General features: G+C 69.2%; 7 protein-coding genes. 1 reads left to right on the forward strand and 6 read right to left on the reverse strand.

From position 1 onward, the window contains the following. The 4 genes from WCJ52_RS10535 to rimP form a co-directional block, all read right to left on the reverse strand. On the reverse strand, positions 1 to 307 hold a 307-nt coding region (locus tag WCJ52_RS10535), incomplete at its 3' end, for a translation initiation factor IF-2 associated domain-containing protein (RefSeq protein WP_336903264.1). A 46-nt stretch (positions 308 to 353) separates the two neighbouring features. Continuing rightward, positions 354 to 1,028 carry an RNA-binding protein gene (locus WCJ52_RS10540; RefSeq protein ID WP_336903265.1) on the reverse strand — a complete coding sequence of 225 codons (675 nt, stop codon included), beginning with the start codon at positions 1,026 to 1,028 and terminating at the stop codon, positions 354 to 356. Between the two features lie 7 nt (positions 1,029 to 1,035). Next, the gene (gene nusA, locus WCJ52_RS10545) at positions 1,036 to 2,706 is read right to left on the reverse strand and encodes a transcription termination factor NusA (RefSeq protein WP_336903266.1); all 1,671 of its coding nucleotides are present in this window, start codon (positions 2,704 to 2,706) and stop codon (positions 1,036 to 1,038) included. Continuing rightward, complete coding sequence (gene rimP / locus WCJ52_RS10550) at positions 2,703 to 3,260, reverse strand: ribosome maturation factor RimP (RefSeq protein ID WP_336903267.1); 558 nt, start codon at positions 3,258 to 3,260, stop codon at positions 2,703 to 2,705. The genes nusA and rimP overlap by 4 nt, the downstream gene beginning before the upstream one ends. 223 nt (positions 3,261 to 3,483) lie before the next feature. Here rimP and ppa point away from each other — a divergent pair, with 223 nt between their 5' ends. Further along, positions 3,484 to 4,020, forward strand: a complete 537-nt coding sequence (gene ppa / locus WCJ52_RS10555) for an inorganic diphosphatase (RefSeq protein WP_336903268.1) — start codon at positions 3,484 to 3,486, stop codon at positions 4,018 to 4,020. Here ppa and WCJ52_RS10560 read toward each other — a convergent pair. Both WCJ52_RS10560 and WCJ52_RS10565 read right to left on the reverse strand, forming a co-directional pair. Continuing rightward, the gene (locus WCJ52_RS10560) at positions 4,005 to 5,720 is read right to left on the reverse strand and encodes an MFS transporter (RefSeq protein ID WP_336903269.1); all 1,716 of its coding nucleotides are present in this window, start codon (positions 5,718 to 5,720) and stop codon (positions 4,005 to 4,007) included. The two genes, ppa and WCJ52_RS10560, sit on opposite strands and share 16 nt — an antisense overlap. A gap of 96 nt (positions 5,721 to 5,816) precedes the next feature. Further along, positions 5,817 to 6,604: response regulator (locus WCJ52_RS10565; RefSeq protein ID WP_336903270.1), on the reverse strand; the 788-nt coding region annotated here is incomplete at its 5' end.

A 6,604-nucleotide genomic window follows, 5' to 3' on the forward strand; every position in this document is an offset into this window, starting at 1 on the left:
GGGCTTGGAGCTCCCCAGCGGAAAGATTGCCATCGACAGGGGCGAAGGGTGCAGGGGGCCGGGGCGCGGGCGCTGCGGGCGGCGTGGTGCGGCGTTCGGCGGGGGAGGGCCCGGCGAGGTTTCCCGGGGCGGATCCCAGGGTTCGCGCGCGCTTGGTCTCAACCACCACCGTCTTGGAGCGACCGTGGCTGAAGCTCTGCTTGACCGTGCCGGCGCTGACCGATCCGGCGCCGAGGCGCGGCTTCAGGGTCAGGGGCTGGCGTCCGCCAGGGGCGGTGGGGCGGCCGTTGTCTTTTTCGTCGCTCATGCGCTCGCTTTACATCCGGCTGGACAGGTCCGGCCCACTTCGAAATTCACACGCCCTGGGCCGGATCCGAAGACCCGGGAGCGGGCGCAGGCGCGTCGCTCCAAGACTCCGGAACCAGGGGCCGGAAGCCTGAAAGCCGCTGGACATCAAATGCCCAACGGTCGGCACCCCGTCCCACAAGGAAGACGGTGTGTATCACATTCTCGCCCCCCAAGGCCAAACTCAATTCTTCCCCCGTCCAGAGCCCGGCGAGGCCCGGCGACGGGGAGGCTCGCCGGAGGGCGGAAAGCACCTTTCGGCGGCCATCGGGCGCCCCATCGGTCGCCTCGATCAGCCAGGCGGCCCGGCCCTCGCCCACCGTGGAGACGACCTTCTCGAAACCGGTGACCAGATCCCCCGCCCGTCGGGCGAGGCCCAGTCCGTCCAGCAGTCGCCTGAGCAACAGGACCTCGACCTGGGCGGCGAGGTCCGGGCTGGCCTTCAGCGCTGTCCGGGCCGACCGGCTGAACAGGCCCTTCTTTGCCGCGGTCTCGACGGAGACCCGGTCAGCGGCCACCCACAGTCCCCGCCCGGGCAGTCGCCCGGCCAGGTCAGGGACCACCTGGTTGTCAGGTCCTGCGACGAACCGGATCATGGTCTCGCGCGGACGCACCTCGCCTGACGCCAGGTCGCGGCTCTGGCGCGAAGCCTCGGCGTGGGTTCTGGGTCCGGCGAGAGTCACCCGAGCGTCAGGCTCCTGTGGTGCTCGGCTGACCGAAGACAATTTCCTCTTCGCTCAGCTCGACCTCGACTTCCTCTTCGACCACTTCCGGTGCCGGCTCGATCCAGCCCATGGCGACGCGGGCGCGCAGGATCAGGGCTTCCGCATCGGCGGCTTCCATCCCGAAGGCCTCGAGTATGCCCGGCTCGCGCACGCGCTCCCCATTTCGGGATTCGTACCAGCCGCGCAGGTCATCCGGCACCAGGCCCGCGAGGTCCTCCACGGACTTCACCTCACCCTGGCCAAGCGCCACGGCAATGGGAAGGGTCACGCCGTGGATCTCCAGGAGGCCATCCTCCACGCCGAGTTCACGGCGGCTGGAGTCAAGCTCGGCGGCCTCACGCTCGAGGTGGTCCCGGGCCCGGGCCTGGATCTCCTCGGCGGTATCCTCGTCAAAGCCCTCGATGGCGGCGATCTCGGAGGCGTCCACATAGGCGACGTCCTCCACCGTGGCGAAGCCTTCGGTCACGATGAGCTGGGCGATCACCTCGTCCACGTCCAGGGCTTCCTGGAACAGGGCGGTGCGCTCGGCGAACTCGCGCTGGCGGCGCTCGCTCTCCTGGCTCTCCGTCATGATGTCGATCTGCCAGCCCGTCAACTGGGAGGCCAGGCGAACGTTCTGGCCGCGGCGTCCGATGGCCAGGGACAGCTGTTCGTCCGGCACCACCACTTCGACCCGCTCGTCCTCCTCGTCCATCACCACCTTGGAGACCTCGGCGGGCGCCAGGGCGTTGACGATGAAGGTGGCCTCATCCGGGTTCCACTGGATGATGTCGATCTTCTCGCCTTGGAGTTCGGCGACGACCGCCTGAACCCGGCTGCCGCGCATGCCGACGCAGGCACCCACGGGGTCGATGGAGCTGTCGTTGGAGACCACCGCCATCTTGGCGCGGCTGCCGGGATCCCGCGCGACGGCGCGGATCTCGATGACGCCGTCATAGACCTCTGGCACTTCCTGGGCGAACAGCTTGGCCATGAAGCCGCCGTGGGCCCGGCTAAGAAGGATCTGCGGGCCCTTGGCCTCGCGCCGCACATCATAGATGTAGCAGCGGATACGATCGCCGATGTTGAAGTTTTCCCGGGGGATGGACTGGTCGCGGCGCATGATGCCTTCGCCGCGGCCCAGGTCGACGACCGTGTTGCCGTACTCCACCCGCTTGACCACGCCGTTGACGATCTCTCCGACCCGGTCCTTGTACTCTTCGTACTGGCGCTCCCGCTCAGCCTCGCGGACCTTTCCGGTCACAACCTGCCGGGCCATCTGGGTCTGCACCCGGCCGAACTCAAAGGGCGGCAGGACTTCCTCGTAGGTCTTGCCGACAACGGCCTCCGGGTCGTCGCGCAGGGCTTCGGAGAGCCGGCGGACGCCAATCGGCTCGACGGGTAGCCCGTCGTCATCCGTGAAGGTCTCGTCATCCGGAATGACCCGGATCACGCGCTTCAGCGAAGTCTCGCCGGTCTTGGGATCAATGCGCACGCGGATGTCGTGCTCGGCGCCGTAACGGGCGCGGGCACCCTTCTGGATGGCCTCTTCGATGGCCGAGATGACCACCTCGCGGTCGATGGATTTCTCTCGCGCCACCGCCTCCGCGATCTGCAGAAGCTCAAGCCGGTTCGCGGCGATCCCTGTTGGGCTCATGGGACGTCCTCCTGGTCGGAATCGGGGTTGGGGCCGGCGGCCAGGCGGCGGGCGCGCTCTTGGGCGCCCCGGTCCATCAGCCGGTCAGTCAGGATCAGTTTCGCCTCTAGAATCCAGGCGAAGGGAATCAGCGCGGTCTCGGCCTCTTCCTCGAGGTTGACGGCCACCTGGTCGCCCTCGACGCCGGCGAGTTCGCCGCGGAAGCGTTTCCGGCCCTCGGCCAGGCGGTCCAGCTCGATCCGCGCTTCGAAGCCTTCATAGGTCTCGAAGTCCTTCAGCCGTGTGAGGGGCCGGTCGACCCCCGGGGTCGAGACCTCAAGTGTGTAGATGCCCGCCACCGGATCGGCGGCGTCCAGGACTTCGGACAGGGCGCGGGACAGCCGGGCGCAGCCCTCGACATTCATTTCCCCCTCCGGGGTCTCAGCCATGATCTGCAGTCGGCGCGCGTGTTCGCTGCCCATCAGCCTCAGGCGCACGATCTCGTACCCAGCAGCCTCCGCCACCGGGTCGAGCAGTTCCAGGAGCCGGGCGTCCTCCGCCGTCCTGCCGCGCATTTGGTCTCTCCGAGCCCTGCCGGGGGGACCCCATCCGGGCGCCCCTTGATCCAACAAAAAAGCGGCCGGGCCGCAGCCCGCCGCTCGTATACGTCATCCAACGCCACAAACGATGTTGAGGGCTCTATAGAACAGACATCGGTGCCTGTCAGCCCCTTCCGCCCCCCTCGCCATTGGGCCATAGCAGCAGTCTGATCGGCATCGCGCCACCAAGGAGACCGACATGGACATTTCCCGCATCCCGGTCGGAGTGAATCCGCCCTACGACATCAACGCCCTGATCGAGATCCCGCAGGGCGGCGCGCCGGTCAAATACGAGCTCGACAAGGCCTCCGGCGCCATGTTCGTCGACCGCTTCCTGCACACGGCCATGTTCTATCCGGGAAACTATGGCTTCATTCCCCACACCCTGTCGGGGGACGGGGACCCGCTGGACATACTGGTGGTCGGCCTCACCCCGGTGGCGACGGGCGCGATCATCCGCTGCCGGCCGATCGGCTGCCTGATCATGGCCGACGAGGCGGGGGAGGACGAGAAGGTCCTGGCCGTGCCGGTGGACCAGCTCCACCCCTACTACACCGGGATTGATTCCTGGCGGGCCCTGCCCCCCATCCTGACCGAGCAGGTCGCCCACTTCTTCACCCACTACAAGGACCTGGAGAAGAACAAGACGTCGGAGGTCGGCCGTTGGGCCGATACCGCGGAGACCGGCGAGATCATTCGCCAGTCGATCGAGCGGGCGCGTCAGGCGGGGGACTGATCCCCCGTCCCGCCGTCCCGCCGGCGGCGGGCCTCTCGGCCTGCGACCATCAGGGTCAGGACCACCCCCGCCGCCCCAAGGCCGGCCGAGTAGACGAAGAAGACCACGTAGCCGGTTCCCAGCCCCGCGGCGCTCACCCCGGACTTCGCCACCGCTGAGCCGAAGGCCCCCGACGCTGCCGGCAGGAGGATCCCGCCCGGCGCATCCGCCAGCCGGGCCGCCCCCTCGACGATGCGCCCAGACTGCGAGGCGATCAGCTTGCCGAGCAGGGCGTAGAGGGACGAGAAAAGGGCGTACTGCGAGGCGGTGAAGCCCCGGCTGGTCAGGCTGGAAATGTAGGCGATCAGGCAGGTGCCGGCGAAGCCCGAGGCCAGGTTGTCGATGCCGATCGCCGCCGCGAGGGCCCAGAGCTGGGGCCCCTGCAGGGTCAGCCAGGCGAAGACGAGGTTTGAAACCGGGCCTGCGAAGGCACCGATCACCAGGGCCCGCATCAGGCCCAGGCGCGCCACCGCCCAGCCGCCCAGCCCGACGCCGGCCACGGACATGATCACCCCGAGAACCTTGCGCACCTCCGCGATCTCAAGCTTCGAGAACCCGAGGTCGAGATAGAAGGGGTTCATGATGTTCAGCACGAAGTCGGGCAGGCGATAGACGCAGATCAGGGCCAGGATCAGGGCCGCCGTCCCCTGGTGCCGCCGGACGAAGTCCGCCAGGGGCTCGCCCAGGGCTTGGAAAAGGAAGCGACCGGGCCGAGTCGGCGCGCCGGGCAGGGGCAGGACCGCTGTGGCCAGCAGGGCAAGCCCGCCCAGGGCGGAGACCACCTGGGCGATGGCGCCCACCGGCTTCGCCGCCCAGAGTTCTGCGAGGGAACCTGCAAGTCCCTCCAGGCCAAGGGCGGAGAGGGGGGCGCCCAGCAGGAATGGATTTCCCGACAGGCCCGACCCCAGAAGGGCTGCCGCCGCCAGGACGAGGCCTCCGCGGCCTGCCCATTCCAGGGCGTCCCGTCCGGGCCTTGCGGCGACAGGATCGGGGTCCTTGGCGCGCGCGATGGCGTCCGCCTCCCGGGGGGCGGCGAGGACGCCCGCGGTTCCCGCCAGCATCAGCGCCGCCATCAGGGCGTAGGAGCCGCCCCAGCCGATGACGTCGCTCAGGACCAGGGGCAGGATCCCGGCCACGATCATGGCGATCCGGTATCCCCACTGATAGGCGGCGGCCATGGCGCCGGCCCGCGCAGGCCCGGCCGCTTCGATCCGCCAGGCGTCAATGACGATGTCCTGGGTGGCCGAGACCACGCCCACCAGGACCGCCAGGGTGCCCATGGCGCCCAGGCTTTTCGAGGGGTCCACCCCCGAGATGGCCAGGAGCGCCAGGATGATGATCGCCTGGCAGGCCAGCATCCAGGCCCGCCTCTGGCCCAGGGCCCGGGTCAGGCCGGGGATGGGCACCCGGTCGACCAGGGGTGCCCAGAGGAACTTTACCGAATAGGCGAGTGTCGCCAGGCTGAAGACCCCTATGACCTCCAGGGATAGGCCGGCGTCCCTGAGCCAGGCCGAGAGGGTGTCGAAGATCAGCAGGTTGGGCAGGCCCGAGGCAAAGCCCAGGGCCATCATGACCAGGGACCGCCGCTCGCCGTAGACGGCCAGGGCCTTCAGGCCGGTCAGCTGGGCCTCGGCCGGCCCTTCGTCGCCCCTGGGGTTCATCGCCGCATCCGTCGCGCCGCCAGACCGCGGCCTTGGGAAGACTGGCGTGCGCCGCCCCTGCCGTCCAGCAGCCGGCTCTTAATTATGGGAACAGGATCAGCGCCGCCGCCCGGTGGGCTCGTTCCAGCCCCGGGCCACCCGGGACAGGATCCGTCTGAGGGCATCGGGTGTGAGGGGCTTGACCAGGAAATCGTCCATGCCCGACGCGAGGCAGATCTGGCGATCATCCTCGAAGGTGTTGGCGGTCAGGGCCACGATCGGGGTCTTCACCCCCTGGTTACGCATTTCCTGGGCCGTCTCGGGGCCGGTCATCCCGGGCATGCGCATGTCCATCAGGATCAGGTCATAGGCACCCACGACGACTGCAGCCAGGGCATCGCGGCCGCCCGCGGCGGGGTCCACCACGCAGCCTTCCCGGTTGAGCATGGCGGTGGCCAGCAGGGCGTTGATGGCGTGGTCTTCCACGAGCAGGACCCGCAGGCCTGGCGCTGCGGCCGGGGCGATCCGGTCGTCGAGGCGCCCGGTCCGACTCCGGCCCCGAGCCGCCGCCACCACCCGCTGCGCCAGGGAGGCTGGCCGCAGGGGCTTGATCAGGTAGCCGGCGAAACCGCGGGCCCGGTAGTCGTCGATCAGGCCGCGATCCTCGGGCGAGAGCAGGATGATGGCCGGCCGGTCGTCCGGCGGTCCTGTCGGTCGTAGGGTATGATCCACAAGTAAAAAGTCGGCGTGCTCGGGCAGGTCCGCGAGGCTGGCGGCGACGACCCCCTCGCCCCCGCGGGAGGCGATCTGCCGGATGGCGGCCTCGGCGACGACGGGATTGGAGCTGACCACCGCGATACGGCGTTGGGACAGGGTTCGGCCGGGGATTCCCCCCGCCCGGGCGG

It is taken from the genome of Phenylobacterium sp. (genome assembly GCF_037138395.1).
Lineage (GTDB): Bacteria > Pseudomonadota > Alphaproteobacteria > Caulobacterales > Caulobacteraceae > Phenylobacterium.